This is a genomic window from Allobacillus salarius, from assembly GCF_007559425.1.
Classification (GTDB): domain Bacteria; phylum Bacillota; class Bacilli; order Bacillales; family Alkalibacillaceae; genus Allobacillus; species Allobacillus salarius.
This window is the reverse complement of sequence record NZ_VMHE01000003.1, coordinates 17,229-43,488: the sequence shown is the minus strand read 5'-3', so window position 1 is coordinate 43,488 and position 26,260 is coordinate 17,229. Positions and strand designations below refer to the sequence as shown.

Here is a 26,260-nt window from a genome sequence, read left to right as displayed (position 1 = left end):
CAGGAAATATTTTTTTGCACTAAGCAGGACAAATAAAGACACACTCTTGGTCTGTAATTGACCATCAGATAAATCCCGCTAATAAATTTCTGAGCAAGGAGGTGATGAGTGAGTGAAAAGTTTATATCAATTTCAGCAAATCCTAATCCCAGAATTGATGCATAAAATGGACGAACGTTACCGAATATTAAAGGGAATCGCAACGCTCGAACCAGTTGGTAGACGATCGCTTGCCGAATATTTGAAAGAAACTGAGCGGCATATCCGCAGTGAAACAGAATTTCTCGATCGGCAAGGATTAATCGAAGTGACGAATAAAGGGATGTTTATCACTGCAGCTGGTCATGAGATTGTTGAAAGTTATTACCGAATGGTGAAAGAAAGTACTGACCTAACGACGCTTGAACATCAGTTGAAGAGCCGTTTAGGTTTGAAACAAATCAAAATTGTTCCTGGTGATGCAGACACCTCCCCTGAAACGAAACAAATCCTCGGGAAGGAAGCGGCCATCATTTTTCATGAGCAAATTAAGGATCAATCTATTGTCGATGTGACTGGCGGCTCGACAATGGCAATGGTCGCAAATTATATGAAACCGCTAGAAAGAAAGCGTCCATTATTTATCCCAGCTCGCGGCGGCCTCGGTGATTTGCACGAATACCAAGCGAACTCCATTTGCGTCAAGATGGCTCAAGAAACAAATGGCGACTATCGATTGCTTCATGTACCAGATGAAATGGGTCCTGAATTGAAAGAAAAAATGTTGGAGCAGCCAGGTGTAAAAGAGATTGTTTCATTGATGGAAAAAGCTGATGTGCTTATCCATGGTGTCGGTGACGCTTTGACGATGGCAGACAGAAGAAAAGCAACTGAAGCTACAAAAGAGAAATTAAAATCTTCGAAAGCGGTCGGCGAAGCATTTGGTTATTACTTTGATAAAAATGGGAATGTTATTGATAGAGTAGATACAATAGGAATTTCTGCTGAATTAGTTAAGAAAATCCCATCACTCATCACGGTCGCTGGCGGATCATCGAAAAAAGAAGCTGTTGCTGCTTTTTTACGATGGATTCCTAGTGGGTGGCTCATTATAGATGAGGCAGTGGCCAGATACTTGATCGAACAATTGCAAGAAAATAAATCATAAATAAAGTTAATTCGGAGGTATGTCACATGGCAGTAAAAATTGGTATTAACGGATTTGGAAGAATTGGACGTCGAATTTTCGGTGAAGCGTTGAAACATGACGACATAGAAGTTGTAGCGATTAACGATTTGACCGATGCAAACATGCTTGCACATTTACTCAAATACGATACAGTTCATGGAACATTAGAAGAAGAAGTTGAAGTAAATGGTAATAATTTAGTCATTGACGGCAAAGAATATCATGTCACTTCTGAACGTGATCCAGCTAATTTGAAATGGGGCGAATTCGGTGTCGATATCGTTATTGAATCGACTGGAATCTTCCGTGACCGTGAAAGTGCGCAGAAACACTTGGATGCAGGTGCGAAACGTGTCATCATCTCTGCACCTGGAAAAGATGTTGACTTAACTGTTGCGATGGGTGTAAACGAAAACGAATATGACAAAGACGCACACAAAATTGTTTCTAACGCATCGTGTACGACGAACTGCTTAGCACCAGTAACGAAAGTATTGGTTGATGAATTCGGATTGAAACGCGGTATGATGACAACCGTTCACTCGTATACAAACGACCAAAAAGTTCTTGATGCCCCACATGGTGACTACCGTCGCGCACGTGCAGCAGCTGAAAACATCATCCCAACGTCTACGGGTGCTGCTGAAGCTGTGGCGAAAGTACTACCAGAAGTTGATGGGAAATTAACAGGTATGGCTGTTCGTGTGCCGACACCAAACGTATCTCTTGTTGACTTGGTTGCGGAATTAGACCAAGACGTGACAAAAGAACAAGTAAACGAAGCTATGAAAAAAGCATCTGAAGAAGGCGACCTAAAAGGGTATCTCGATTATACAGAATTACCACTCGTTTCTTCAGACTATAACGGCAACACATTCTCATCAATCGTTGATGGAGCTTCCACGATGGTTATGGACGGGAATATGGTTAAGGTTATCTCTTGGTACGATAACGAATCTGGCTATTCCCACCGTTGTATCGATCTAGCGATTCATATGGGTAAACAAGGCTTCTAAAGATTGAATAACTGTCTTACCATTTCTCACTTCATTTTGCGATGAAAAATGGTAGACTAAAGGAGGAGCATTTCAATGTTCCTCCTTTTCTTTTAAAATCAGACATTATAGGGTAAACAGTTACATAAGGAAACTCAATAGCTGGAGGTTTTAAACATGCGCAAAAAGAACGTTCGAGATGTCGATGTGAAAGGCAAAAAAGTCTTCGTCCGTGTTGATTTCAACGTACCGATGCAAGATGGTGAAATCACAGACGACACCCGTATTAAATCTGCATTAACAACAATTATGTACCTCATTCAAAAAGAAGCCAAAGTCATTTTGGCAAGTCACCTCGGTCGACCTGGCGGAGAAGTCGTTGAAGAGCTTCGCTTGGATGCCGTCGCACAATCACTTAGCAACTACTTACAACAACCCGTTTACAAACTGGATGACGTTTTTTCAGACGAAGTAAAAGAAGCCGTTGAAAAAATGGAAAATCGTGATGTTTTATTATTGGAAAACGTCCGTTTCGAGCCAGGCGAAAAACAAAATGACCCAGAACTAGCCAAACAGTTCGCATCCCTTGCTGATCTTTATGTCAATGATGCATTCGGTACGGCTCACCGTGCACACGCTTCCACAGAAGGAATTGCACATCATTTACCTGCTGTATCTGGATTTTTATTGGAAAAAGAAATTAACGTATTGGGCAATGCGCTTGAAGATCCTGATCGTCCATTTACCGCGATTATCGGAGGCTCAAAGGTTAAAGATAAAATCGGTGTCATTGATAACTTATTGGAAAAAGTCGACCATCTACTCATTGGCGGCGGTCTTTCCTTTACATTCATCAAAGCGATGGGCCATGAAATTGGCGACTCGCTATTAGAAGAAGATAAAATTGATTTGGCCAAGCAGTTTATCGAGAAAGCGAAAGAGAAAGGCGTATCGTTACACTTGCCAAAGGATGTTGTGATGGCTGATCAATTCGCTGAAGATGCCAACAAAAAGATTGTTCCTGTTGAAGAAATGACAGCAGGCTGGCAAGGACTAGATATCGGTCCAGAGACGGTTCAAGAATACGCTGAAACAATTAAAAACTCACAATTGATTTTATGGAATGGACCGATGGGTGTATTTGAAATGGATGCATTTGCTGAAGGAACGAAAGGAGTCGCAGAAGCATTAGCGACGACGGACGGTTACACAATCATCGGCGGTGGCGACTCAGCTTCAGCTGTTGAGAAGTTCAACTTTGCCGAAGAGATGAATCATATTTCCACTGGTGGTGGAGCGTCCTTAGAATTCATGGAAGGAAAAGTGCTACCAGGTGTACAAGCATTGGAAGATGAAGAAGGAGTGAACAAATAAATGAGAAAGCCTATTATTGCAGGAAACTGGAAAATGAATAAATTAGCGGCAGACGGCGCTCGGTTCGTCATGTCTTTACGTGACGAAGTTCCAGAAGGTTCAAAAGTGGACACGGTCATCTGTGCATCATTTATCCACTTGCCATTTTTAACAGAAGCGGCAAGAGACACGCCAATTCGAATCGGAGCTCAAAATATGCACTATGAAAAGAGCGGTGCCTTCACAGGTGAAGTAAGTCCGGAAATGCTTGAAAACATTTTAGTCGATTATGTGATTTTAGGTCACTCGGAGCGTCGTCAATATTTCCATGAAGATGACGAGCTCATCAACAAAAAAATGAAAGCTGCATTCGAAAATGATTTGCTTCCGATCGTATGTGTCGGCGAATCATTGGAACAGCGTGAAAACAATGAAACGAATCAGTTTGTTCGTAATCAAGTGAAAGCAGCATTTGAAGGCATTCGAGAAGGGGATGCGAAAAAAGCTGTTGTCGCTTATGAACCGATATGGGCGATTGGTACAGGAAAAACAGCATCAAGTGAAGATGCCAACGAAGTTTGCCGTACAATCCGTGAAACACTTCGCGAACTATATTCCGATGCTGTTGCAGATGAGGTGCGCATTCAATACGGAGGCAGTGTGAAACCGGAAAACATTGCAGAGCTTCTTGCACAGTCCGATATTGATGGCGCATTAGTCGGCGGAGCGAGCATGGAACTAGAATCATTTTTGAAATTGTTGGAGGCAGGAGCCAATGCAAAATAATCCACTCGCAGCATTAATCATCTTAGATGGCTATGCATTAAGAGATGAAGAATTCGGAAACGCAGTAAAACAAGCACACACGCCGAATTTCGATCGATATTGGAATCAGTTCCCGACAACAACACTCAAGTCTTCTGGGGAGGCGGTCGGCTTACCTGAAGGCCAGATGGGAAATTCGGAAGTCGGTCACTTGAACATCGGAGCAGGAAGAGTCGTTTATCAAAATTTAACACGCATTAATGTGGCAATCCGAGATGGCCGATTTTTTAATAATGAAGCATTCTCAAACGCTATTGAACATGTAAAGAAACATCAAAGTTCACTACACATTTTTGGGTTGCTTTCAGATGGGGGCGTTCATAGCCATATTGATCATATTTTCGCGTTGTTGGACGTAGCCAAAAAGCAAAAGGTGCAAAACGTTTATGTTCATGCCTTTTTGGATGGTCGGGATGTTGGACCGAAAACAGCAGTTGATTATTTGGCACAGTTAAATGAAAAAATGGAAGAAGTACCGAACGCAAAACTTGCGACGGTTACCGGTCGCTATTATGCAATGGACCGAGATCATCGGTATGACCGAGTAGAAAAAGCGTATCGAGCAATCAGGTTTGGTGAAGGAAATGCGAGTGAGGATGCGATTGAAGCGGTCAAGGCAGCTTATGATGAAGGAGTCTATGATGAATTCATTAAACCGATTGTCATATTGGATGATGACGGTGTGCCACTTTCACGCGTAGATAATGGCGATGCAATCATTTTTGCGAATTTCCGTCCGGATCGTGCCAACCAGCTGACCGATGTGTTTATCCACAATCGATTCGAAGTATTCGCAAATGACTATGAATTGCTGGATGATTTGCATATGGTCACGATGACCCAATATGACAAAGATTTTCATGTCGGTGTCGCGTTTCCTCCGAATCAACCAAAAGATACGATTGGTGAGGTTGTTGCCCGAAATGGAATGACACAACTTCGTATTGCTGAAACAGAAAAATATCCTCATGTGACATATTTTATGAATGGGGGAAGACAACAGGAATTTGAAGGAGAAAACCGGATATTAATCGATTCACCGAAAGTTGCAACGTATGACATGAAGCCTGAAATGAGTGCGTATGAAGTTACAGATGCACTGATAGAAGTCTTGGCGGAAGAACCGCCGAATTTAATCATTTTGAACTTTGCCAATCCGGACATGGTTGGACATTCTGGAAAGCTTGAACCGACAATAAAAGCAATCGAGGTCGTTGATGAGTGTCTAGGCCGAATCGTCGATCGCATTCTTGAGCTCGGTGGACGAGCCGTTATTACGGCAGATCACGGAAATGCTGACCAAGTTATGAACGCAGACGGCAGTCCAATGACCGCACATACGACCTTCCCGGTACCGGTCATTGTGACCGATGAAGAGCTAACCTTAAATGAAGGCGGTATTTTGGGGGATCTTGCACCAACCCTATTGCAATTGTTAGGAATCAAACAACCAGGTGAGATGACAGGAAGTAGTTTAATTCAATCAAAATAAAATAGAAACATGAAGGAGCGAGTTTTCATGCCTTATATTATCGATGTTTATGGTAGAGAAGTATTGGATTCACGTGGTAATCCAACAATAGAAGTAGAAGTTATGACAGAATCCGGTGGCTACGGCCGCGCATTAGTTCCAAGTGGTGCGTCAACTGGAGAACATGAAGCAGTCGAATTACGCGACGGTGACAAAGACCGTTACCTTGGAAAAGGCGTTGAGCAAGCTGTTAAAAACGTTAATGATGTTATTGCTCCAGAACTCGTCGGATTTGATGTAACCGAACAAGTCGATATAGACCAATTAATGATTGAGCTAGACGGAAGCGAAAACAAAGGCAAACTTGGCGCAAATGCCATCTTAGGCGTATCAATGGCAGTAGCCCATGCAGCAGCAGACTATCTCGGCCAGCCATTATACAAATATCTTGGTGGATTCCAAGCGACAACTTTACCGACACCAATGATGAATATTTTAAATGGCGGCGAGCATGCGGACAACAATGTCGACATTCAAGAGTTTATGATTATGCCTGTTAGTGCACCTACGTTCAAAGAAGCGTTGCGTACAGGTACAGAAATCTTCCACGCGTTGAAAAAAGTGTTGAAAAACAAAGGCTACAATACATCTGTTGGTGATGAAGGTGGCTTCGCGCCAAACTTGAAATCCAACGAAGAAGCATTGGAAACAATCGTTGAAGCTGTCAAAGAAGCGGGCTATGAAATCGGTACAGACATCAAACTTGCGATGGACGTTGCCGCTTCTGAAATTTACACTGACGGTAAGTATGAACTAAAAGGTGAAGACGTCACGAAAACAGCTGAAGAAATGGTTGCTTGGTATGAAGAGTTAGTCAATAAATACCCAATCGTTTCTATTGAAGATGGATTAGACGAAAACGACTGGGACGGCTTCAAATTACTAACTGAAAAAATTGGAGATCGCGTCCAGCTAGTCGGAGATGACCTTTTCGTTACGAATACGAAGAAATTATCAGAAGGAATCGAAAAAGGAATCGCTAACTCCATTCTGATTAAAGTAAACCAAATCGGAACGTTAACAGAAACGTTCGAAGCGATTGAAATGGCGAAAAAAGCAGGCTATACAGCTGTTATTTCACACCGTTCTGGTGAAACAGAAGATGCGACGATTGCTGATATTTCTGTTGCAACAAACGCTGGACAAATCAAAACAGGCGCTCCATCGCGTACAGACCGCGTTGCGAAATACAATCAATTACTACGTATTGAAGACTATCTTGGCGTAACAGCACATTATGCTGGTGGCTCAGCTTTCTATAATTTAAAATAAAATCATTCTAGTCACACAACAACCCGAACGGCGGTGTAAATCACTGTCGCTCGGGTTTTTATATGAATGGGAAAAATTTCTCTTTCATCTTGTTTAAATACAATGTAAAATATAACAGGCACTATCCGAAGAACCATTGCGCATAATCTATGAGTTCGGCAGTATCGAGTAAAATTTCAGCACATGTATGTTCGTTTTCATCGGATATTAGCAGTGGCAGGCTGCAAATATAATAAAGATGAATTGACGATTTGATCTGTGCTGATTCCTAGCTGTGAGGTTTTTGCAAATTGTTAAACAGTATTTTCAAAACATATATCAATGAAGCTAGTTAACTAGAAACTTTTTATCCCAACTAAGAAATCGCTTTCACAAAAAATAATAATTGACTAAATTTTCACATAATTATTAGTAACTATTGTTAAGGAGGGAAATGAAAGATGAAAAATCTAACGAAACAGATTGTTATTGCATTGATTTTAGGTATTGCAATCGGTTTAGGTTTGAATATATTTGCTCCTAGTGCATTTGGACCTATTGATACGTATTTCTTTACACCACTAGGAGAAATCTTTTTACGATTGATTCAAATGTTAGTCGTGCCAATTGTTTTCGTATCACTTGTCATCGGGACAGCTTCACTTGGTGATCCGAAAAAATTAGGTAGAATCGGTGGGAAAACAATCCTATTTTTCCTGACGTCAACAGCTATTGCGATTACCATCGCGATGTCATTGGCATTGTTAATCAAGCCAGGTGAAAAAGGTTTAATCGATACAACAGGTGTTGAGTATGAGCCGAGTGAAGCGCCTTCTGTCGTGGATACGTTGTTGAATATTATCCCGACAAACCCAATCGCAGCGATGGTGAATGGGGAAATGCTTCAAATTATCTTTTTTGCGATTTTATTAGGTGTTGGGTTAGCAACGTTAAATAAGAAAACCGATCTCATTAAGAAGTTTTTGGACCAAGCATTCGATTTAGTAATGTATGTTGTCAATATTGTCATGTATACAGCTCCATTCGGTGCATTTGGTTTAATTGCTTCAGCCGTTGGTGGTGCAGGATGGGATGCGATTAAATCATTAGCTGCATACTTCCTCGTCGTACTGGCCGCTCTCTTGATCCATTTAGTTGTAACTTATGGGTCCGTCGTGAAATTCATGGCAAAGAAAAGCCCAATTTGGTTCATCAAAAACTTTGCGCCTGCAATGAGTGTGGCATTTGGTACTGCAAGTAGTGGTGCGACATTACCAGTGTCGATGACGACAGCTCAAAAGCGACTAGGTGTAAAGGAACCGGTCAGTAGTTTCGTTCAACCACTCGGAGCAACGATTAACATGGATGGTACTGCAATTATGCAAGGGGTTGCTACTGTATTTATCGCACAAGTTTATGCAGAGAGCTTAACGCTTACACAGCTACTAACCGTCTTGTTAATTGCCGTTCTTGCGTCTATTGGTACTGCTGCCGTTCCTGGCGTAGGATTAATCATGCTAGCAATGGTTCTTCAGCAAGTTGGTCTTCCGGTAGAAGCAATTGGTTTGATTCTCGGGGTCGACCGTTTACTTGATATGGCGCGTACAGCCGTCAATATTACTGGTGATGCAGCCTGCGCACTTTACATCTCAGAAACAGAACCCGACATAGAGGAAACAAGCGAACTAGAAGAATCACCTGTCACACAATCACAGTCATAATGATGACCTGAACGCTTTATGCGAGCGTTCAGGTTTTTTATTTGGTCATTGCCTATAAAAGGTATTGCAAAATTCAGCTTGTTTATGTAAAATTATTTGTATGGATTTGTGTGCAAGCATAGGAGGTCAAAGACATGTACGGTTTCTTAGTGACATTGCTTTTCATCAATACACTCGGTTTAATTATTACCATCTTACTTCAGTCAGGCAAAAGCGCTGGATTATCTGGAGTAATCACTGGCGGTGCTGAACAATTATTCGGAAAGCAAAAAGCCCGTGGTCTAGAAGGTGTTTTACACCGTGTGACAATTGTGTTAGGGGTAACTTTCATGGTTATCACGTTCTTATTAGGCTATATCGTATCTTAATAAATGAGGACAAAACAGTGAGTGAATAGCTTGCTGTTTTTTTATGAGCCAAAAATCTTTTGTAATTTTCACCACGTATGGACTCCACAGAAGGAACCACTCAAAATACTCACCTATGATTAATTCAATGATAACTCGGGAAACTTAACAATAGCTATGTCCTGAAAAAGGAGGAAATAAACGATGCAAATCAAGAAACCAGAACCATTTACATTTGAAGCAGGAGATCGAGCAGTTTTACTACTACATGGATTCACGGGACATTCAGCAGACGTACGGATGCTGGGACGGTTTTTAGAGAAAAAAGGTTATACAACTCATGCACCGATTTACGAAGGACATGGTGTAGAGCCAGAGGAGCTAGTTGGAACGACAGCTGATCAATGGTGGCAAGATGCACTAGATGGATATAATCATCTGAAAGAACTAGGCTATGATGAAATTGCTGTTGCTGGTTTATCACTTGGCGGTGTATTGACGTTAAAACTGGCGTATCAGAAGCCGTTAATGGGAGCCATTCCAATTTGCACGCCCGTATACTTTGATAATATCAAAGAACTTTCAGGTGGATTTAAACAATTTGCAAAGCAATATAAACAGCTTCAACAAAAAGATGAAAAACAAATCGACGAAGAAATTGATCGGTTATTCGAGCAATCGGATGAAACATTTGATTCACTAAGTAAATTAATTGAAGAGGTTCACGATCATATCGATGAAATTTATGCACCAACACTTGTGCTGCAAGCTGAAGAAGATGAATTAATCAATAAGGACAGCGCAAATTATATATATGAACATGTACAAGCGGATGAAAAAGACATCAAATGGTATGAAGGCGCACCCCATGTAATTACATTGAGTGATTACAAAGATCAGGTTCATGAAGACGTTTACGCGTTTTTAGAAACGTTAAATTGGAAATCATAAAGCAAAGAGGTGAATGTAGATGAGTGAGTTGAAAAAAAACCTTCTGAATTACTTTCAAGAAGAAGCAACACACCCTCATTCCGTAGAAGAAATCCAAGAGATTTTTTCGATTGAGTCAAGCGATGATTTAATGGAGTTAATGAAGAGGTTAAATGAATTGGAAGAAGAAGGCGATCTTGTCCGGACACGGAAAAATCGGTACGGATTAGCGGAAAGAATGAATCTCGTTCGAGGAACAGTTCAAATGCATGCGAAAGGATTTGCATTTCTTATTCCGGACGATGAAGACAAAGATGATGTTTACATCAACAGTCATGATTTAATGTCAGCGATGAACGGTGATCTCGTACTCGTTCGCGTCAATGTAGATTCCATTGAAGGGAATCGCCCAGAAGGTGTCGTTGTCCGAATTTTAGAGCGTAATAATGACAAGGTTGTCGGAACGTATCAAGATAATGGCCGTTTCGGTTTTGTCATTGCTGATGATAAACGAATTCCGAATGATATTTTTATCCAAGAAGGAAACAACAACGGAGCTGCTGATGGACATAAAGTCATCGTCAAGATTACGGAGTTCCCGAAAGATAAAAAGAGTGCAGAGGGCGAAGTTGTTGAGATTCTCGGTCATGTGAACGATCCTGGCATTGATATTCTTTCTATCATTTATAAACATGGTATTAAAGCCGAGTTCGATGCAGATACGTTAGAGCATGCCAATGAAATCCCTGAAACAATCGATGAGGCCGATATCGAAGGTCGTCGTGACTTACGTAATGAGCAAATCGTTACCATTGATGGAGCAGACGCGAAAGACTTAGATGATGCGATTCGAGTTGAAAAACTAGAAAACGGCAACTTCCTATTAGGTGTCTATATTGCCGACGTCTCTTATTATGTAACGGAAGGCTCTCCGATTGACCGAGAAGCTTTTGAACGTGGGACAAGCTCTTACTTAACAGATCGCGTTATTCCGATGATTCCCCATCGTCTATCGAACGGAATCTGTTCCTTGAATCCACAAGTTGACCGTTTGACCTTAGGTTGTGAAATGGAAATCGATCAAAAAGGCCAAGTAGTGAATCATGAAATTTTTGAAGCGGTCATTAAGACAACTGAACGAATGACTTACTCAGCTGTAAACTCGATTTTAGGTCGTGAAGAGCCAACGATGCGTGAAAAATATGAAAGCCTAGTACCAATGTTTGAAGCGATGGAAGAGCTTGCTCAAGTTTTACGGAAAAAACGTATGAAACGTGGGGCAATCGACTTTGACTTCAAGGAAGCTGGAATTGTCGTTGATGATGAAGGCCATCCACTAGATATTAAAATATTGGAGCGCGGTGTAGCGGAACGATTGATCGAAGAATTTATGCTTGCAGCGAATGAAACGATTGCAGAGCATTTTCATTGGATGGATGTCCCATTTATTCACCGAATTCACGAAGATCCTGAAGAGTCGAAATTACAGCGGTTTTTCGATTTCATCGGTAACTTAGGTTATGTTGTTAAAGGAACGAGTGACGATGTCCATCCGAAAGCCCTTCAGCAAGTGTTAAAAGAGATTGAAGGAAGCAAAGAAGATATGGTCGTCAATAAACTGATGTTACGTTCCATGCAACAAGCGAAATATTCACCAGAATCAGTCGGTCACTTCGGCTTGGCGACAGAGTTCTATACGCACTTCACTTCACCTATCCGACGCTATCCGGATTTAATTGTTCACCGTCTCATTCGAACTTATTTAATCCATGGCGATCTAAGTGATCAAACGATTGATAATTGGAAAGAAAAACTTCCAGATATCGCACGTCATACATCTGCAGCGGAAAGAAGAGCTGTCGATGCCGAACGCGAAACGAATGATTTGAAAAAAGCAGAGTATATGACGGATAAAATTGGTGAAGAATTTGATGGACTGGTAAGCTCCTTGACGAACTTTGGTCTGTTTGTGGAACTGCCAAACACAGTTGAAGGACTCGTACACATCAGCTATTTAACAGATGATTACTATCACTATGATGACCGCCATCAAGCAATGATTGGTGAGCGAACGGGCAAGATTTTCCGAATCGGAGATGAAGTTCGTGTGCGTGTGATTAACACAAACATTGACGAACGGGCCGTAGACTTTGAAATCGTCGGTATGGATAAACCGAAGCCAAAAGGAAAAAGAAGCGCACGGAAAATCAAATAATATAAAAAACTATCCTTTCGTCTTCTGACGTTAGGATAGTTTTTCGATTAACGAGTTAACCATTTTCCATGTAATACCCACGGGTCTTGAAAGTTAAAAGCATCTTCATCTGGGACCATCGCTCGTTGCTTTTCGGTTAAGTCGAAGCGGATGTACATGTCTTCTGCAGTTTGTTGAGCGAGCTGGTGTTTTGCATGGGAAATGGTTTTTAATAATCCCGGCTGCTCCCACAAGTCATCCCATAAATAAATGGTCTGTGCGTATTTATATTTTTTCTGATCTTCTTTTACGATTAGGAAACGATCTTCCGTAGTGTTCTTGAACAGTAACCAATTCTTTACGTTTTCTTTTTTAAATAATGTTGGACTGACAGGAAACGGGTAATACGCTTCATATGGAAAAATTGTATTTGGGTCCTGAGTCAGTGTTTCTAACCAACTCATTTTTTCATCCACGTTGGAAATTTCGTTCCACAAAGGACCTGTTTCAGTATCTAACTTTTCAACATCAACGACGGTAGAAGCGTGTAGATCAATCAATTCAGGTAAACCTAATTTATTTAACACGTTCATTCCTGAATAATTATGACGTTGGGTATTTCCTCCAACCCAATTGATTCCATCTAACTTTTTGATTTCTTGAAGGACGTGTTTCAATAATTTTGTTGCTGAACCTTCACCACGATATCGGATATCCGTACGTAACCTTCCGAGCATAGCGTATTGCTCAGCGAAAATCGTATAGCCACCAACCGATACGAGTTGATCACCAGCAAAAAGCCCATAAATCATATGTTCTTTATGTTCAATTAAACGGTCAAAAATTCGGATAACATAATCATCTTGTATACCCGTTTCCATTTGCTCGAGTTTATCTCGATCACCCAACTCAAGCTGTCTAAAATGTATCGTATCAATCACTTGCTGCAACCTCCTATTTCGGCGAACATAACAGTTAATTCCACCCATATCTTGACACAAACTTCCTTTGATTGTCTATTAAATAATTTATCGGCGTGGTTGCATCGTCTAATCGGGTGTCTGGATCGCTTTGTCGGGTGTCTGGAACAGTTTGTCGGGCGTGTGGATCGCTTTATCGGACGTCTGAAACAGTTTATCGGGCGGCTAGACGTGCTGGTCGGGTGGCTAGGTCAAATTTATGGGTGGCTTACACATATTGTCGGGCATTTAGGCGATATACTCAAAAGAGTAAGTAGTTTAAAAGACACATTTCATTTGGTAAAATAACGTTATGCAGTAGAGGAGGAAGGAAAATGGCTAAAAAAGAATCAAATGCCATTGCAACCAATCGGAAAGCCCGCCATGATTTCTTTATAGAAGAAACATACGAAGCTGGATTAGTTTTGCAAGGAACCGAAATCAAGTCCATTCGAGCTGGACGGGTCAACTTAAAAGATGCTTTCGCAAGGGTATCTAATGGTGAAGTGTATGTTCATAATATGCACATTTCAACTTACGAACAAGGGAATAGACATAATCATGAACCAACTCGTTCTCGTAAGTTATTACTCCATAGAAGCGAAATCAACAAGCTGATCGGGCAGACACAAATGAAAGGCTACTCGCTCGTTCCACTAAAGATATACATCAAGAACGGAGTCGCTAAATTACTGATTGGGCTCGGTAAAGGTAAGAAGAAATACGATAAACGTGAAGATTTAAAACAAAAAGCAGCGAAACGTGATGTTGAGCGTGCGATGAAGGAACGCTTCCAGTAAGCCTTTCATTGTAAGCAACATCTTTTCATTTCTGATGAGATATGCTATAATACTAATTGTAAGACAAAACATTTATCACAAAATGTTTCCCAATTTTACGGGGACGTTTTGGATTCGACAGGGATAGGTCGAGCTCAAGTTGCAAGCCGAGGCGACGGCTCGTAAAACGTCACTCAGTTAATAATAACTGGCAAACAAAACGATTTCGCTGTAGCTGCGTAAGCAGTTCTACAGGATCCTTCCTGCTATCGCCCGTGTAGCAGATAGAAGGGTCTCAAATGAAGCGGGCTACGCTGAAGTCCACCGTCTGAGGATTTCAGAAGAGACTAATCAGACTAGCCACTTGGAAGCCTGTTAGTGGGCCGAAAAGTTGGCGAATGACAATACGCTAACTAAGCTTGTAGAAGCTTGAGTGCCGATATCTCTGGACGCGGGTTCGAGTCCCGCCGTCTCCATACAACAATACTACGAATAAAAAACGTCACGATTCTTGTTACATCAAGAGTTGTGGCGTTTTTTTATTTTGCTACAAATTTTTTGAAGTATGTATAATAAGTATTCTGAATCATTAATATTTCTTATGGCATAATTGTATTCAAAACGTCGTTATCACCATTCAAACAATTAAGCTAACTGTTCAAAAATAAGCTGTCACCGTTCAAAGGTTTCCGCTAATCGTTCATAGTTCTGCGTTAAGCGTTCAAAAGCTCACTCTATCCGTTCAAACAAACGCTGCAACCGTTCAAAAAAATTCTTGCATCCGCAAAGAATCACTTGAGCCACTCAAGCGCTCTCCAACCGATCAACCACACATATCATCCATGAATTTCCGCCAACCTATTCAACATACATGGATAAAATCACTCAAAATCGGGTAATTTCTAAAGTAGTAGGTAGGGAAGGAGAAGATGCGGATGATTGAATTATTGAAACGAGGAAACCGCTCATCTGGTTTGTCTGCATTAGGTAATGTTGCAATCGCGATTATTAAAGGAATTGCAGCATTGATCAGTGGTAGTGGCGCAATGTTTGCGACAATGATCCACTCCATTGCAGATTCACTCAACCAGGGGATGGTTTTCTTCGGAAGTGCTTTAGCTGAAAAGAAGCCAACGAAACGTTTTCCGACTGGATATGGAAGAGTCGTGAATTTATTCGTATTGTTGGCGGTAATCGTTGTATCCATTATGGCTTATGAAACGATTTTAAATGGATGGCATATTATTCAAGATCCACAGCCTTCATCAAATCTATGGTTAATGATTATTGTCATGATTATTTCAATTGCTATAGATGGTGGCGTATTACTGAAGGTTATGAAAGAAGTTGTGCACGAAGCGCGTGCCGAGAAAGACGGGAACTTTATTGTCGAATCGTTTAAAAACATTAAATACGCCCAGCCACCGACACGGTTGGTATTTTATGAAGATAATGTGGCGACGCTTGGTGGGGCAGTTGCTTTGATTGCGATTGCTGTTTCACATGTGACTGGTAATTATGTTTACGATGGAATCGGAACCATGATTATTGGCATTTTACTAATTGGGATTGCCATTAAAATCGGTTATGATAATACGATTGGTCTAATCGGTGTTGCTGCGCCGAAGAAGATTGAGACGAGTGTCGCACAAATTATTTTAAATGACCCACAAGTCGTCGATATTCAAAAGATGCGCATCTTGCAAGAAGGTGGAGACTACCATGTGGAAGCTTATCTTGAATTGGAAAAAGGCATGACACTTGCCGATGCGGACGATGTTAAATTCCGTGTAGCCGAACAGATTCTCGATCAATCTTATATCGATGATGTGTTTTTAGGAATCATTGAATCCGATGACAAACAGACTTGGACAGATATTACATTAGATAAGGACAATAAATAAAATAACGGTTAACGATGTTTCCGTCGTTAACCGTTATTTTATTTTTAAGCTAGTGATAATCAGCAATATGCCACAGACTAAGCACACAGCTTTTAATAATGATATTTTACCCGCAAGTCCATACAAACCAATAAGCGTTGTTGAAAGCAGGATTGTGGGTCCGACCAATGCTAAAAGGGAATTGATGACTAATGCTTTGGACAAATCATTATATTTAAACATGACCAATGCAGCGGTAATTTCGATCCCACCAGAGAGAATCCGTAAAATGATGATAGACAATAATGTTCGCTCGATGAATTGCATAACGTCCTCCTCGTACACATGGCTTTGTACAAGATATGCGCCAAGAAGGAGAACTAGTCCTCCTATTCAGTTAGGTTTGTTCAGGTCGGATAAATAAGACAATTGCGCCTAGAAGAAGAATTCCGATACCTCCAGCGACGATATAGCTCACTTCTACATAGTTCTTCATTAACAAAGACATTAACGGAGGACCAGCCGCAACCCCGATAAACCTTGCTGCACTATAGATCGACGTGATTGTTCCGCGTGCATCTTTTTGAATGTTTTCGGTAATCATGGCATCTAATGTCGGTAGCAATGCACCAATTGCAAGGCCATTCACACTGATGAATAACAGAAGGATTTCTGGTGATTCAGAGAACCCTACAAAGCCGACACTGAACGAAAGAATGACCATTGAAATAATCATGACGGCTTTCATGACAGGTAAACTGCCTTTGATCCATTTACCGATGACAAAAGCCGTAACACATAAAACAATCAATGGGACGGCGAGTAAAACCCCTTTGCGCACGCCTTTGATGCCATGTTCCTTCTCAAATATATCCGATAGAAAAAATAATTCACCGAATAAAACGAGCATCACATAAGCACCGATACCGAATATTGTGTATAACCACGGACCTTCAATCGTGAATATCTTTTTTGTTTTTGCCAAAAATGTTCGAAAGGCAGGTGGTTTGGCAATATCTCTCGGTACTTTGATAAAGAATAGGACCAATATAAAAGAAATTAAGCTAAAGACAGCAATCGAAATAAACGGTAAGTACCAGAGAATGGTTGCGAAAAAGGCGCCGACAATTGGGCTTAGCACTTTACCAAATGTGTTGGACGTCTCGACGACACCTAAATTCTCACTTGCTTTTTCATCATCGTCTTTATATAAATCACCGACGAGAGGAAGGATAATCGGAGTGGCGCCGGATGCACCGACACCTTGCAAAATTCGCCCAACAACAATCCAAGCAAATGGGTTTTCCATTTTCCAAGACGCATATGCTGCAATCACTCCACCAATCAAGGTCAAAATTAAACTCGGCAAAATGACGATTTTTCTGCCGTAACGATCTGATAAATAACCAGCAATCGGTATTAAAAAGATAGCTGAAACGGAATAACTGGTAATGATTAAGCTCGATTGAAATGAAGAGATGCCGATTTTCTCTTCAAAAACCGGCAATACAGGAATAAGCATTGAATTTCCTAGTGTCATGACGAGCGGGATGGAGGCTAATGTAATTAGTCCCCAAACACCAAGTGGGTCTTTTTGGTTCATTGTTTAGCACCTCGAAATTTTTCATACTATAGATAATGTGTCCGAGATGGATATTTCTATGACGAAAGATCATTGGAAATTAATTTCAAGCTGATTGTTGTTATCTATCGGAAAATCTTTGAAAAGGTGCTATAATGATATTCGTTAAGTTTAATGATGGAGGCTGTTTCATGTTACAAGCAACTAATGTCGGGCTTCGATTTTCAGATCGCAAGCTCTTTGAAGATGTTTCAATAAAATTTACGAATGGAAATTGTTACGGTTTAATCGGTGCAAATGGTGCCGGTAAATCGACATTTCTTAAAATTCTTTCGGGTGAAATTGAACCTCAAGAAGGTCATGTTTCTGTAGGTAAAGATGAGCGAATCGCTGTCTTGAAGCAGGATCACTTTGCTCATGAAGATGAGATTGCTCTTAACGTTGTGATGATGGGGCATGAACGATTATATGAAGTGATGCAAGAGAAAGATGCGATCTATTCTAAAGGTGATTTTACGGAAGAGGATGGCATGCGTGCGGCTGAGCTTGAAGGCGAATTTGCTGAAATGAATGGTTGGGAAGCTGAAGGCGATGCTGCTACATTGCTACGTGGACTTGGCGTTCAAGATGAATTCCACGATAAAAAGATGGCAGACCTTCCTGAAACGGAAAAAGTAAAAGTACTTCTTGCGCAAGCATTATTCGGTAACCCGGACATTTTATTATTAGATGAGCCGACAAACGGACTGGATTTGCAAGCGATTCGTTGGTTGGAAGAATTTTTAATCCAATTTGAAAATACGGTCATCGTCGTTTCACACGACAGAAACTTCTTGAATAATGTCTGTACGCATATCGCTGATTTAGATTTTGAAAAAATCACGCTTTATGTCGGGAACTATGATTTTTGGTATGAGTCCAGCCAGTTAGCGTTAAAAATGGCACAGGATCAAAACAAGAAAAAAGAAGAAAAGATTAAAGACTTGAAAGAGTTTATCGCACGATTCAGTGCGAACGCATCAAAATCACGTCAGGCAACATCACGTAAAAAGTTGTTGGATAAAATTACGTTGGATGATATCAAACCATCTTCACGTAAATATCCATACATTGCATTCCAACCGGAGCGTGAAATCGGTAATGATCTATTGGAAGTCAACGGACTTTCCAAAACAGTTGACGGAAAGAAAGTATTGGATAACGTTACCTTCCGTTTGAACAAAGATGATAAAGTCGTTCTGCTTGGTGATGATATCGCAAAGACGACGTTGCTTAAAATTTTAGTTGGTGAAATGGAACCAGACGAAGGTAGTTATAAATGGGGAATTACGACTTCTCAATCATACTTCCCGAAAGACAATAGCTACTACTTTGATGGTGTAGATAAGACGTTGATTGATTGGTTACGTCAATATTCACCTGAAGATGAAAGCGAAACATTCTTGCGCGGATTCCTTGGCCGAATGCTCTTCTCTGGTGAAGAAGTATTCAAAAAGGCGAGTGTCCTTTCCGGTGGAGAAAAAGTACGTTGTATGCTATCTCGCATGATGTTGAGTCATTCGAACGTATTGATTTTAGATGATCCAACGAACCACTTGGATCTAGAGTCTATTCAATCGTTGAACGACAGCTTAATTCAATTTAAAGGATCGGTCATCTTTACTTCACACGATCACCAATTTATTCAAACGATCGCCAATCGTGTTATTGAAATCACCGACAAAGGTGTCATTGATAAATCCGAATCGTACGAAGATTATATTGAAGCAGAAAAGAAAATAACGACGCCTGTTTTGTAATAGGTGTTAGTGATACAGAAACCATCTTTCGCATCGTGCGGAAGGTGGTTTTTTTGACTCTAAAATACTTGTTGGAATAATTCACAACTTAGAGTAGGGATCGATGACAGCCGGTGTCAGGCGTTTCGCTTACGGCGGATGCTTGCCGCGGGCACGGCCCGAGCCTCCTCGGCCGAAAAGTGTGGCCTGCGGGGTCTCGAGACTCGTGCTTATCCCGCAGGCGTCACCGCCGACGCTCCTCGCCTGAAACCAACTGATTGATAGAAGAGAGCAAAAAACAAAGGAGCGAGTCATATGACAGCTTCAAATTAACTTACACAACGATTACATTGAAATTGTTAATAATTAAATCAAGATTATTATCAATCATTTGGGTTTCAAGGGTTCGATCGTTTACATCGAAATGCTTTAGCGCATCATAAATACAAGTATACACGGTCAAAAGGCGTATTATCTCCCAAGTAATTTTTAATTTGAGTAAAAAGATACTGTTAAAAATCGGGACAATTCATGTATAGTATTACTATGGGAGTGTTGACCTGTGAAAAACCATTTAAAAAATATAGATTATCCATTATTCGTTATTATATTATTACTAGCAGCGGTCGGTATTGTCATGGTTTATAGTGCGAGCTTTGTGTTCGCAGGACTAGACCCTGACTTAAATAACCCAGACTTTTTCTTTGATCGCCAAAGAATTTTCTTGGCTATTGGTTTTGCTATCTTCGGTTTAATGAGTCTATTCAATTATCGCAAGCTCGGTCCGTTTATTCCCATATTTATATTAGGAACAATCTTGTTATTAATTTTAGTTTTAATACCAGGTGTCGGAGTCACAAGAAACGAAGCGACGCGTTGGTTGAATTTAGGTTTCATTCTTCTCCAACCGTCTGAAGTAGCAAAAGTGGCTTTGATTTTATACTTTGCTAAAGCTTACACAAACAAGCAAGAAAAATTGCATCATTTTGGACAAGGCGTTATGCCACCATTAATCGTATTACTATTTGTCTTCCTATTGATTGTGCTACAACCTGATTTAGGTACAGCCGTTTCCATTATCATACCTTGTGGAATTATTTTGATGTTTGCTGGAATTCGTTTCCGACATCTTTTCTTGCTAGGTGGAACGGCACTAGCAGGAGTTGTCTTATTAATTTTGACAGAAGGTTATCGGATGGAACGACTCACCGGTTTTCTAGACCCTTTCTCAGATCCAAGTGGTGAAGATTATCAGCTAGTTCATTCACTAATAGCCATTGCGAGTGGACAAGTCAACGGAGTCGGATTAAGTAACAGTGTACAGAAAGCTGGGTTTCTACCTGAAGCACATACAGACTTTATTATGTCGGTGATTGCTGAAGAATTAGGACTGATTGGCGTATTGTTTGTCATCGGCTTATACATCGCATTTATGTTTAAAGGGCTTATGATCGCTAAACGAGCGACTGACCAATTTGGACAGCTACTTGCCTATGGGATTACATTTCAGATTACTTCACAAGTGTTCATTAATTTAGGTGCGATTACAGGGTTAATGCCAATTACAGGTATTACGCTACCGTTAATCAGTTATGGTGGTTCCTCGTTACTGATTACCTTTTTCCTTTTAGGTATATTAATGAATATTGCGGTGAAAGGAAATATACGAAGAAGAGGTATGGAGCCAAAAAGAGAAAATGCTGAGCGAACCTATCAGGCACGTTCACTCTGAATGAATAGGCAATAGCACTATCATAAAAAGTGAAAACAAAACCCTTACGATGGCTTAAATATCTAAAGCACCATCGTAAGGGTATTATTATCGTTTTAGTTATTGACAAACCGGGCATAATCCATAGACTTCAAATTTGTGACTTTCAATCATATATCCTTGAAATTTCGGTTGAATGAAATCCATCGGACATGTTTTGATGGATTTTGTTTTACCACAGTTGTTACATATAAAGTGATGATGGTGGTGTTCATGCCCACATGAAAAACGAAAATGTTTTTCGCCAGCTAATTCGGTTGATTCTAAAATACGAAGGTCATGAAACAAATGCAAGTTCCGATAGATTGTGTCATAGCTGATTCCAGGGTATTTATCGCTCAGTATTTCCCAGAGATCACTTGCAGTCCGATATCCATCTTCCTTCGCAAAAAACTCTAGTATATCTTTCCGTTTATCGGTAAATTTATAGCCTTCATTTTTTAATAGATTCAGCGCCTCATTCAAATTCATGAATGCTCACCTTCAATTCTTCCGAGTGATTTGATCTTTTTCACCAATAACGTTAAACCAAGTAATAGAACGGCTGTAAGAACAATCGTCCCACCAGGTGGAATTTCTAAATAATAGCCTGAAATTAATCCGATGATGACAGCTACTTCTCCATATAGAATACTGTACCAGATTGTTTGTTTAAAGCTTTTTGCAACACGCATACTCGTTGCAACTGGAAGTGTCATCAAGGCAGATACGAGTAAAACACCGACAATTCGAATGGAAGCAGCGATGACTAAAGCGGTTAAAATCATAAATAAGTAATGGATAAATCGTGCACGAATACCGGATACTTGAGCAAATTCTTCATCAAAAGAAAGAGCAAATAATTTCTTGTAAAGAACGAAAACTACTATAACAACGAATATCGCTGTACCTAAAATTAAAAGTAAATCGTTACGGCTGACGGCAGCAACGGAACCGAATAAATACGAATAAATATCTGTGTTAATACCGTTCGCTAAAGCGATAAATATAATGGCTAGTCCGACGCCGAGTGAATGGATGATCGGTATCGCAATTTCTTGGAATTCTCGATACATTGAACGAAGCTTTTCGATGATGACTGCTCCGGCAATCGAAAAAATCATTCCAAACTGAAATGGAGTAATCATCGTCGACATCGGCTGCTTCTGCATAAACATGCCAAATGCAATACCGGCTAACGTGACGTGTGAAAGACCATCAGCAATCATCGCTTGCCGCTGCACGACGACAAACGTTCCAAGCAGCGGTGCAATCAAACCGACGAGCAATCCTGTAAAAAAAGTATTTTGAAGTAGTTCATAATTTAATAGGGCTTCTAGCATCCAATATCTCCCCTTACCTAATGGTCATGTGTGATGACATTGAGGTCATGACCATAAAATGTTGATCTTTCTTCATTGCTTAACTGATCAAATTCATTCGGGTCCCCATGATAATGCAAGGTTTTATTTAAACATAGCAGGTCATTCACCTGCGTTGTAATGGTGCCAATATCATGTGAAACGAGAATTAATGTAATGCCGAGCTCTCGATTTAATGTCGAAAGTAGTTGATAAAATTGCTGGACATTATCCGTATCCACACCAACTGTCGGCTCATCCAATATAAGAAGCTGCGGTTTACTAACAAGAGCACGTGCGATGAACACACGTTGCTGTTGCCCGCCTGAAAGCTCCCCGATATTTTGGTTGGCAAAAGTCATCATATTCACATGTTCCAAAGCTTGGTTAATTTGTTCGTTTATATTGGACTGAGAGCGGAACAGTGAACTGCCAGCGGTTAGTCCCATACCGACGACTTCTTTTGCTGTCGCAGGAAACCCACGATTAAAGCTGTTCGCTTTTTGTGAAACAAAACTGATATGTCCTTTGTTTCTAAAGCGCTGAACAGGCTTACCGAATAGTTCGATGGAACCTTTTTGGATTCTTTCAATCCCTAATATTAATTTAATCAATGTCGTTTTACCTGAACCATTTGGGCCAACTAAACCGACAAAGCTACCTTCTTCAACATCAAAACTGACATCTTCCAATACGGAATGTTGATCATACCGATGGGAAAGATGGCTGACAGATACTAACGGTGTGCTCATCAGGTGAACCTCCTTATTGTTTCGTCTTTTGAATCGTGTTTATATTTTCTCGCATTAAGTCAAAGTAGTCTTTATTTTGCTGAATGTTTTCCTCGGTCAACGCTTCGAGATTATGCATGTATAATACGCGTAAACCCATTTCTTCAGCAATGGTCATAGCAAGTCGGTCTTGGCTAATTGTTTCTAAAATGATGTGGTTAATGTTATGTTCTTCAACTTCATCGAAGATTTTTCTCAACTCATTTTGAGAAGGCTCTTGTGAAGAAGAGACCCCACGAACGGATAGTTGTTCAATTCCGTAGCGTTCAGTCCAATATCCAAACGCTTTATGTGTTACAAAAAGGGTGTAATCCTCATCCTGCAATGCTTGAAACTCTAGGTGTAGTTCATGAAGATTATTCTGCAATGTCTCTAAATTTTGATTAAAATCATCCTCAAGTTTCGGGTACAGTTCAATTAAATTTTGTGTTATAATTTCTGCCGCTAAACTCATTCGTACAGGATCCAACCAAAAATGAGGGTTATAATCGTGAACATGGATGCCGTCCGCTCCAGAGTGTTCTTCATGATGATCTTGCTCATGAGATTCGGTATCATCCTCTCCATGGTCGTTGTGATCATGCGATTCATCTGCATGTACGTCTGAATTTTGTTCGAACAATTCTTTGTAATCCGCAAGCTGGTAGACGGACAAGCCTTGTTCAGCAACCGTGCTGGCAAGCGTTTCACCAAAAGCTTCCATCTGATCCCCGACATAAAAGAAAGCATCGTTAGACGATAATTCGATCATTTTTTTAGAAGAAGGTTCATAAATATGTGGATCGGTTCCAGGTGGTATGACTGTTTCAACATCGACATGGTCTTTTGCGATTTCAGAAATCAAAAACTCAATCGGATACATCGAAACGGCGACTGAGTGGCTTTTTTCATTTTGCGATTCATCTGTTGATTGGCATGCGCTGAGTAGAACGATCGTTAAAAGGAATAGAGCGAATATTAATTTTTTCATTTTGTTTTCTCCTTGCTAAGTGAGTATCATCGTAATGATTACGATTTAGAATAAAAAAAGTATAACTTAATCGTCTAATGTTGTAAATAGGAATGCTTACGATTTACGAAATTTTATTACATACCTTCACTTATAGCTTTATTTCTTGATTTTTATTCATACATACGAAACAATAAAACCAAACAAATGAAAGGTGGGGAAAACATGCAAATTACATTAAAAGTTACAGGAATGACTTGTGGTCATTGCAAGCAATCTGTGAATGATGCACTGAGTAATCTTGAAGGTGTCCAGTCAGTAGAAGTTAATTTAGATTCAGGTAATGTCGATGTCGCGTACGAAGATTCCCTCGTTTCAAAGGAACAGTTGATTGAAGTAGTTGAGGGTCAAGGGTATGACGTTGTCGCTTAATAAAGATGAGGAACAGGTCCCGAATGAGGGGCCTTTTTTTATGGGGTATTTTATTTATTAATTAAATCAAATTCATAAATGAAAGCTCTTAGAAAGAGGAATACAGCAACCACCGCTTCGGAAAAACACTACCCTTTCCGCGGGCGCTGATGAGCCTCCTCGTACTGCGGGGTCTCATCTACGCTTTTCATCCCGCAGGAGTTTTCGTGTTTTTCCTTCGCTAATATATTTATGAATCATCGTTTTATCGCAATGGTGTCTTATGCGGTGGCCAACGTTTTAGTTATGTCCCAGTTCCATTGGATTTTCGACTGTTGCTTTTTCTGCAGATGTCTACGTGGGGTCAGGCGAATACATCTAGCACAACTAAAGCTTTTTAAGTGTCTATTATTTAAAAAAACAAAATTCTGAAAGTACAAAATTCATTAAATCCATGATAGAATAGTAAGCGATTACATAGATGCAGACAGAGAGGTTGAGGCAGATGGAGAAAGTCATGAGAAAATTTTTTCTGTTTTTATCCGATAATAAACTTTTGACGAAAATGGCTAGAAAATATGGGTTGAAGTTTGGGGCAGGCCGCTTCGTGGCAGGGGAGAAAATCAGTGATGCGAAAAAGACGATTGAATCCTTAAATGAAAAAGGATTGTCTGTTACGCTCGATTTTCTTGGTGAGTTTGTCAGTGAATCAGACGAAGCAAGATCCAGAGCCGATGAATGTGTAAATGCGATTAAAATGATTGGCGAAAATCAGTTGGACTCTCAACTATCTTTAAAATTAACTTCGTTAGGATTAGATATTTCAGAAGACCTTGTTTTAGAAAATATGGAGAAAATTTTAGAAGCAGGGAAGAAATACAATGTGTTTGTCACCATCGATATGGAAGACTATCCGCGACTGCAAAAGACTTTAGATATATTTGAGAAGTTAAAGCAAAAATATGATGGAATCGGTACCGTCATGCAAGCATACTTATATCGTGTCTCAGACGATATAGAGAACTTGAATCAATACAATCCGAATTTGCGTTTAGTGAAGGGTGCCTATAAAGAATCAGCAGAAGTTGCCTTTCCTGAAAAGAAAGATACCGATGAAAACTTCAAAAAAATTATTGCCCAGCATTTGCAAAACGGAAATTACACGGCTGTCGCAACACATGATGATGCGATTATTGAATTCACGAAAAAATTCGCAGAAGAACATAATATTCCGCGTGATCAATTTGAATTCCAAATGTTGTACGGCATACGTAACGAACGTCAAAACGAATTATCAGAAGAAGGATATAAGATGCGTGTCTATGTACCTTACGGAAATGACTGGTACGGTTACTTTATGAGACGCTTAGCAGAACGCCCAGCCAACGTCGGGTTTGTCGTTAAAGGAATCTTTAAGTAATAAATCGATTTGCGAGCCGAGCCGCCCGATAAATGCGTCGAGCCACCCGATATACAGGCCGAGCCACCCAATCAGCGGTTCCAGCCGCCCGATAAACAGGCCAAGCCGCCAAATCCAAGTAAAAATCATCTCGAAGGGTAGCGCAAAAAACGATTGCTCTATCCTTCATCAAGGTAAATAACAATTTGATTAGATAAAAAAGTTAGAAATTTTGAGTAATCGACATAAAATGGTTTGCGAATTATCGGAAAATAATTTATAGTATTAAATAGAGTGCTTTGG

At 40.3% G+C, this 26,260-nt stretch carries 24 protein-coding genes and 1 other RNA gene; 18 read left to right on the top strand and 7 right to left on the bottom strand.

The window, feature by feature from the left end; all coding sequences use genetic code 11:
* The first annotated feature begins 112 nt into the window (after positions 1–112).
* From FPQ13_RS03355 to rnr, 10 genes are all read left to right on the top strand, one after another.
* Positions 113–1,147, top strand: a complete 1,035-nt coding sequence (locus FPQ13_RS03355) for a sugar-binding transcriptional regulator (RefSeq protein WP_144087907.1) — start codon at positions 113–115, stop codon at positions 1,145–1,147.
* A gap of 26 nt (positions 1,148–1,173) precedes the next feature.
* Complete coding sequence (gap, locus tag FPQ13_RS03350) at positions 1,174–2,184, top strand: type I glyceraldehyde-3-phosphate dehydrogenase (protein WP_144087906.1); 1,011 nt, start codon at positions 1,174–1,176, stop codon at positions 2,182–2,184.
* A gap of 156 nt (positions 2,185–2,340) precedes the next feature.
* Complete coding sequence (locus FPQ13_RS03345) at positions 2,341–3,537, top strand: phosphoglycerate kinase (protein ID WP_144087905.1); 1,197 nt, start codon at positions 2,341–2,343, stop codon at positions 3,535–3,537.
* Positions 3,538–4,302 carry a triose-phosphate isomerase gene (gene tpiA / locus FPQ13_RS03340; RefSeq protein ID WP_144087904.1) on the top strand — a complete coding sequence of 255 codons (765 nt, stop codon included), beginning with the start codon at positions 3,538–3,540 and terminating at the stop codon, positions 4,300–4,302.
* Positions 4,292–5,833, top strand: coding sequence for a 2,3-bisphosphoglycerate-independent phosphoglycerate mutase (gene gpmI / locus FPQ13_RS03335; RefSeq protein ID WP_144087903.1), 1,542 nt, complete (start codon positions 4,292–4,294; stop codon positions 5,831–5,833). Before tpiA ends, gpmI begins: the two co-directional genes overlap by 11 nt.
* 27 nt (positions 5,834–5,860) lie before the next feature.
* Positions 5,861–7,144 (top strand): phosphopyruvate hydratase, encoded by a 1,284-nt coding sequence (gene eno, locus FPQ13_RS03330; RefSeq protein ID WP_144087902.1) that lies wholly within the window; start codon positions 5,861–5,863, stop codon positions 7,142–7,144.
* Positions 7,145–7,584: 440 nt separating this feature from the next.
* Positions 7,585–8,844, top strand: coding sequence for a dicarboxylate/amino acid:cation symporter (locus tag FPQ13_RS03325; protein ID WP_144087901.1), 1,260 nt, complete (start codon positions 7,585–7,587; stop codon positions 8,842–8,844).
* A gap of 134 nt (positions 8,845–8,978) precedes the next feature.
* Positions 8,979–9,212, top strand: coding sequence for a preprotein translocase subunit SecG (gene secG, locus FPQ13_RS03320; protein ID WP_144087900.1), 234 nt, complete (start codon positions 8,979–8,981; stop codon positions 9,210–9,212).
* A gap of 183 nt (positions 9,213–9,395) precedes the next feature.
* On the top strand, positions 9,396–10,142 hold the full coding sequence (locus FPQ13_RS03315; RefSeq protein WP_144087899.1) for an alpha/beta hydrolase: 747 nt from the start codon (positions 9,396–9,398) through the stop codon (positions 10,140–10,142).
* 19 nt (positions 10,143–10,161) lie between these two features.
* Positions 10,162–12,336 (top strand): ribonuclease R, encoded by a 2,175-nt coding sequence (gene rnr / locus FPQ13_RS03310; RefSeq protein WP_144087898.1) that lies wholly within the window; start codon positions 10,162–10,164, stop codon positions 12,334–12,336.
* Between the two features lie 47 nt (positions 12,337–12,383).
* Here rnr and FPQ13_RS03305 read toward each other — a convergent pair whose 3' ends face one another.
* Positions 12,384–13,256 carry a GNAT family N-acetyltransferase gene (locus FPQ13_RS03305; RefSeq protein ID WP_186279534.1) on the bottom strand — a complete coding sequence of 291 codons (873 nt, stop codon included), beginning with the start codon at positions 13,254–13,256 and terminating at the stop codon, positions 12,384–12,386.
* Between FPQ13_RS03305 and FPQ13_RS03300 the strand changes: the two genes are divergently transcribed.
* The 4 genes from FPQ13_RS03300 (at position 13,239) to FPQ13_RS03285 (ending at position 15,957) form a co-directional block, all read left to right on the top strand.
* Positions 13,239–13,583 carry a hypothetical protein gene (locus FPQ13_RS03300; protein ID WP_186279533.1) on the top strand — a complete coding sequence of 115 codons (345 nt, stop codon included), beginning with the start codon at positions 13,239–13,241 and terminating at the stop codon, positions 13,581–13,583. The genes FPQ13_RS03305 and FPQ13_RS03300 overlap by 18 nt on opposite strands.
* A 26-nt stretch (positions 13,584–13,609) precedes the next feature.
* Positions 13,610–14,074 carry an SsrA-binding protein SmpB gene (gene smpB / locus FPQ13_RS03295; protein ID WP_144087895.1) on the top strand — a complete coding sequence of 155 codons (465 nt, stop codon included), beginning with the start codon at positions 13,610–13,612 and terminating at the stop codon, positions 14,072–14,074.
* A 99-nt stretch (positions 14,075–14,173) separates the two neighbouring features.
* Positions 14,174–14,532, top strand: a transfer-messenger RNA (tmRNA) gene (gene ssrA, locus FPQ13_RS03290).
* A gap of 450 nt (positions 14,533–14,982) precedes the next feature.
* Positions 14,983–15,957 carry a cation diffusion facilitator family transporter gene (locus tag FPQ13_RS03285; protein ID WP_144087894.1) on the top strand — a complete coding sequence of 325 codons (975 nt, stop codon included), beginning with the start codon at positions 14,983–14,985 and terminating at the stop codon, positions 15,955–15,957.
* Between the two features lie 33 nt (positions 15,958–15,990).
* Here the strand turns inward: FPQ13_RS03285 and FPQ13_RS03280 are convergent, their stop codons facing one another.
* A complete protein-coding gene (locus FPQ13_RS03280) occupies positions 15,991–16,263 on the bottom strand; it encodes a YqhV family protein (protein ID WP_144087893.1) in 273 nt (90 codons plus the stop codon).
* A gap of 70 nt (positions 16,264–16,333) precedes the next feature.
* The gene (locus FPQ13_RS03275) at positions 16,334–17,539 is read right to left on the bottom strand and encodes an MFS transporter (RefSeq protein WP_144087892.1); all 1,206 of its coding nucleotides are present in this window, start codon (positions 17,537–17,539) and stop codon (positions 16,334–16,336) included.
* 170 nt (positions 17,540–17,709) lie between these two features.
* Here FPQ13_RS03275 and FPQ13_RS03270 point away from each other — a divergent pair, with 170 nt between their 5' ends.
* Positions 17,710–19,317, top strand: coding sequence for an ABC-F family ATP-binding cassette domain-containing protein (locus tag FPQ13_RS03270; RefSeq protein ID WP_144087891.1), 1,608 nt, complete (start codon positions 17,710–17,712; stop codon positions 19,315–19,317).
* A gap of 541 nt (positions 19,318–19,858) precedes the next feature.
* Entirely contained in the window at positions 19,859–21,028 is a 1,170-nt protein-coding gene (gene ftsW / locus FPQ13_RS03265) for a putative lipid II flippase FtsW (RefSeq protein ID WP_144087890.1), read from the top strand.
* A 99-nt stretch (positions 21,029–21,127) separates the two neighbouring features.
* On the opposite strand, the gene FPQ13_RS03260 is transcribed toward ftsW, so the two are convergent.
* Genes FPQ13_RS03260 through FPQ13_RS03245 form a run of 4 tightly spaced genes read right to left on the bottom strand, consistent with a single transcriptional unit; the run spans position 21,128 to position 24,168 of the window.
* Complete coding sequence (locus tag FPQ13_RS03260) at positions 21,128–21,538, bottom strand: Fur family transcriptional regulator (RefSeq protein WP_144087889.1); 411 nt, start codon at positions 21,536–21,538, stop codon at positions 21,128–21,130.
* The gene (locus FPQ13_RS03255; protein ID WP_144087888.1) at positions 21,535–22,389 is read right to left on the bottom strand and encodes a metal ABC transporter permease; all 855 of its coding nucleotides are present in this window, start codon (positions 22,387–22,389) and stop codon (positions 21,535–21,537) included. Before FPQ13_RS03255 ends, FPQ13_RS03260 begins: the two co-directional genes overlap by 4 nt.
* Before the next feature lie 17 nt (positions 22,390–22,406).
* The gene (locus tag FPQ13_RS03250; RefSeq protein WP_144087887.1) at positions 22,407–23,159 is read right to left on the bottom strand and encodes a metal ABC transporter ATP-binding protein; all 753 of its coding nucleotides are present in this window, start codon (positions 23,157–23,159) and stop codon (positions 22,407–22,409) included.
* A 13-nt stretch (positions 23,160–23,172) separates the two neighbouring features.
* Positions 23,173–24,168 carry a metal ABC transporter substrate-binding protein gene (locus tag FPQ13_RS03245; RefSeq protein WP_144087886.1) on the bottom strand — a complete coding sequence of 332 codons (996 nt, stop codon included), beginning with the start codon at positions 24,166–24,168 and terminating at the stop codon, positions 23,173–23,175.
* Between the two features lie 204 nt (positions 24,169–24,372).
* On the opposite strand from FPQ13_RS03245, the gene copZ reads away from it, so the two are divergent.
* Together copZ and FPQ13_RS03235 are read left to right on the top strand one after the other, a co-directional pair.
* Positions 24,373–24,579, top strand: coding sequence for a copper chaperone CopZ (copZ, locus tag FPQ13_RS03240; RefSeq protein WP_144087885.1), 207 nt, complete (start codon positions 24,373–24,375; stop codon positions 24,577–24,579).
* A 484-nt stretch (positions 24,580–25,063) separates the two neighbouring features.
* The gene (locus FPQ13_RS03235) at positions 25,064–25,978 is read left to right on the top strand and encodes a proline dehydrogenase family protein (protein WP_144087884.1); all 915 of its coding nucleotides are present in this window, start codon (positions 25,064–25,066) and stop codon (positions 25,976–25,978) included.
* The last annotated feature ends 282 nt before the right edge of the window (positions 25,979–26,260 follow it).

What these genes read in the sequence shown, in the direction of transcription:
- FPQ13_RS03325 (WP_144087901.1), top strand. Translation starts at nt 7,585, where the DNA reads ATGAAAAATCTAACGAAACAGATTGTTATTGCATTGATTTTAGGTATT.
- FPQ13_RS03270 (WP_144087891.1), top strand. Translation starts at nt 17,710, where the DNA reads ATGTTACAAGCAACTAATGTCGGGCTTCGATTTTCAGATCGCAAGCTC.
- FPQ13_RS03250 (WP_144087887.1), bottom strand. Translation starts at nt 23,159, where the DNA reads ATGAGCACACCGTTAGTATCTGTCAGCCATCTTTCCCATCGGTATGAT.
- FPQ13_RS03315 (WP_144087899.1), top strand. Translation starts at nt 9,396, where the DNA reads ATGCAAATCAAGAAACCAGAACCATTTACATTTGAAGCAGGAGATCGA.
- FPQ13_RS03235 (WP_144087884.1), top strand. Translation starts at nt 25,064, where the DNA reads ATGGAGAAAGTCATGAGAAAATTTTTTCTGTTTTTATCCGATAATAAA.
- smpB (WP_144087895.1), top strand. Translation starts at nt 13,610, where the DNA reads ATGGCTAAAAAAGAATCAAATGCCATTGCAACCAATCGGAAAGCCCGC.
- FPQ13_RS03275 (WP_144087892.1), bottom strand. Translation starts at nt 17,539, where the DNA reads ATGAACCAAAAAGACCCACTTGGTGTTTGGGGACTAATTACATTAGCC.
- gpmI (WP_144087903.1), top strand. Translation starts at nt 4,292, where the DNA reads ATGCAAAATAATCCACTCGCAGCATTAATCATCTTAGATGGCTATGCA.
- FPQ13_RS03345 (WP_144087905.1), top strand. Translation starts at nt 2,341, where the DNA reads ATGCGCAAAAAGAACGTTCGAGATGTCGATGTGAAAGGCAAAAAAGTC.
- FPQ13_RS03255 (WP_144087888.1), bottom strand. Translation starts at nt 22,389, where the DNA reads ATGCTAGAAGCCCTATTAAATTATGAACTACTTCAAAATACTTTTTTT.
- rnr (WP_144087898.1), top strand. Translation starts at nt 10,162, where the DNA reads ATGAGTGAGTTGAAAAAAAACCTTCTGAATTACTTTCAAGAAGAAGCA.
- FPQ13_RS03280 (WP_144087893.1), bottom strand. Translation starts at nt 16,263, where the DNA reads ATGCAATTCATCGAGCGAACATTATTGTCTATCATCATTTTACGGATT.
- secG (WP_144087900.1), top strand. Translation starts at nt 8,979, where the DNA reads ATGTACGGTTTCTTAGTGACATTGCTTTTCATCAATACACTCGGTTTA.
- FPQ13_RS03285 (WP_144087894.1), top strand. Translation starts at nt 14,983, where the DNA reads ATGCGGATGATTGAATTATTGAAACGAGGAAACCGCTCATCTGGTTTG.
- copZ (WP_144087885.1), top strand. Translation starts at nt 24,373, where the DNA reads ATGCAAATTACATTAAAAGTTACAGGAATGACTTGTGGTCATTGCAAG.
- FPQ13_RS03245 (WP_144087886.1), bottom strand. Translation starts at nt 24,168, where the DNA reads ATGAAAAAATTAATATTCGCTCTATTCCTTTTAACGATCGTTCTACTC.
- tpiA (WP_144087904.1), top strand. Translation starts at nt 3,538, where the DNA reads ATGAGAAAGCCTATTATTGCAGGAAACTGGAAAATGAATAAATTAGCG.
- eno (WP_144087902.1), top strand. Translation starts at nt 5,861, where the DNA reads ATGCCTTATATTATCGATGTTTATGGTAGAGAAGTATTGGATTCACGT.
- FPQ13_RS03260 (WP_144087889.1), bottom strand. Translation starts at nt 21,538, where the DNA reads ATGAATTTGAATGAGGCGCTGAATCTATTAAAAAATGAAGGCTATAAA.
- gap (WP_144087906.1), top strand. Translation starts at nt 1,174, where the DNA reads ATGGCAGTAAAAATTGGTATTAACGGATTTGGAAGAATTGGACGTCGA.
- FPQ13_RS03300 (WP_186279533.1), top strand. Translation starts at nt 13,239, where the DNA reads ATGTATCGTATCAATCACTTGCTGCAACCTCCTATTTCGGCGAACATA.